The 2,018-nt window shown below is 37.0% G+C and carries 3 protein-coding genes; 1 reads left to right on the top strand and 2 read right to left on the bottom strand.

The annotated features are described in order from the left end of the window. Positions 1–51: 51 nt before the first annotated feature. Positions 52–588 (bottom strand): peptidylprolyl isomerase, encoded by a 537-nt coding sequence (locus ABES03_RS21345; protein ID WP_430120462.1) that lies wholly within the window; start codon positions 586–588, stop codon positions 52–54. Between the two features lie 324 nt (positions 589–912). Between ABES03_RS21345 and ABES03_RS21340 the strand changes: the two genes are divergently transcribed. Further along, positions 913–1,293, top strand: coding sequence for a kinase-associated lipoprotein B (locus ABES03_RS21340; RefSeq protein WP_430120458.1), 381 nt, complete (start codon positions 913–915; stop codon positions 1,291–1,293). A 38-nt stretch (positions 1,294–1,331) separates the two neighbouring features. On the opposite strand, the gene kapD is transcribed toward ABES03_RS21340, so the two are convergent. Beyond that, positions 1,332–1,955 (bottom strand): 3'-5' exonuclease KapD, encoded by a 624-nt coding sequence (kapD, locus tag ABES03_RS21335; RefSeq protein ID WP_430120460.1) that lies wholly within the window; start codon positions 1,953–1,955, stop codon positions 1,332–1,334. Between the last annotated feature and the right edge of the window lie 63 nt (positions 1,956–2,018).

The following is a 2,018-nucleotide window of genomic DNA, read 5'->3' as shown; positions in this document are numbered from 1 at the left end:
CTTCCGCTCCAACCAACAGGGTATAGTATCAACAATGTTCTTCCATAGCCTTTATTTTAAAACGGTAATTTTTTTGATAACTACGTCTTTTTCTGGCTTGTCCTTTGGATCAGCTGGTGTGCTGGCGATCTTGTCCACGACATCCATTCCCTCAACCACTTGACCGAAAACTGTATGGCGATGGTCGAGCCATGGGGTACCACCATTTTTATCGTAGGCTTCAATCATTTCTTTTGGATAACCTGCTTTTTCCATTTCCGATTTCATAGATGGATCTAGAGAGGTCTTTTGAACAATAAAAAACTGACTTCCATTTGTGTTTGCACCGGAGTTAGCCATTGAAAGGGCACCACGTAGATTGAAAAGATTATTGGAGAATTCATCTTCAAACGGATTGCCATAAATGCTTTCTCCACCTGTTCCATTCCCATTAGGGTCTCCGCCCTGAATCATGAAATCATTTATAACTCTATGAAAAATAAGTCCGTCGTAATACCCTTCTTCACTGTGTTTCACAAAGTTCTCGACTGCTTTTGGTGCGTATTCTGGGAATAATTTAATTTTAATTTTCCCCATGGACGTTTCCATTTCAACCAATTTCTCATTTTCAGCCACTTCAGTAGTTAACTGAGGATACACTGTATTTGACACTTGTTCGTCTCCTTTCTTTTGTTCTGTTTTTGGCGTGGCAGTTTTCACTTTTGCTTCTTCCTTTTTCGCACTTGTCCCACATGCTGCCAATACTAGAACGATTGTCATTAATGTGACAATTATTTGCAATTTCTTTCTCATTTAGCTTCCCTCCAATTATCCACTTTAAACGAATGAATATTATTTCACACATTGTTTTTAATTTACTATGTTTCGTAATAAAATGAAAGAAGAATCAATTAGATGGTAGGAGTGATGGATGTGTCGGAGTTACAAATTGGTGATATTGTTACAGGGATTTATAAAACAGGGAAATATATTGGGGAATTAACGGAGGTTCGACCTCAGCATTATCTAGTAAGAGTTTTGGGTGTTCTTAAACATCCGATGCAAGGGGATCTACATAATCCCAAGGATGCTGATGTTCTAATTTTCCATGAAAGAAGGGCACTCGCATTTAGGGAGCAAGCAAATATTCCAAAACAAATGGTAAAACAGTTTGAAGGTGAAATCCCTAATTATCAGGAATCATTAAAAGATGCTATGGCCAAAATGAAAAAAGACCTCGAGGAAGCTCCATCAGAATGGGCCGAAATGAGCTTAAAAGCGCTCGCAGCATTAGAAAAAGATTATAAGTTATAGAATACTAAAGGCCAAATCAGTTTGAATGATTTGGCCTTTTATGCAAATTCATTTAATAGCTTCGAAAAATCAATACGATCCCCAATAGTTGTTGGTTTTGGTTTTTCCAAGTAACGTTTATCCTTTTCAACAAGTTTGAATATATTGTAGGTAGTCAACGCATCATCTAATGCCCGGTGGTGCCTGCCTGTCCCTTCTTTGCCATATTCCTGAACAGCTTTCCATAGGCCAGTTTGATTTTGATCACCAAAGAACCGTTTATATTCCATAGACAAATCTAATTCAGCCGCCTTAAAAGGAAATGCCACACCCGCCTTTAAACAATTATGCCGTAAGACCTTCATATCCATATTTCCCCAAGTAACAATAGTGGTATCATAGTTATTTTTATTGAACTCCTCCAGCTTTTTTATAAGTTCATAAATTGATAACCCCTTATCAACTTGCTGCTGTGAAATATGTAAAAATGATTTGCAGCGTTCTGATAGTTTTGGGAATTTAAGTGGTGTAACATAGGATGAAAATTGTTCCGTAACCTCATCATCAACTACGGCAACTATTCCAACCTCGATGATTTCCGCAAAAAAGTCTTTCATACGCATATTTCGCTCAGGCATTGTGAATTCAAAATCAATAAATAAATATTGTTTCTTCGTTCTCATTTTACTATCACCACCATTCTTTTCCATCTTACTATCATTATATAAAGAAACCTGTACAAAAAA

Origin of the sequence: Neobacillus rhizosphaerae (assembly GCF_050477885.1) — a bacterium.
Lineage (GTDB): Bacteria > Bacillota > Bacilli > Bacillales > Cytobacillaceae > Neobacillus > Neobacillus rhizosphaerae_A.
This window is presented reverse-complemented; position numbering and strand designations above follow the sequence as displayed.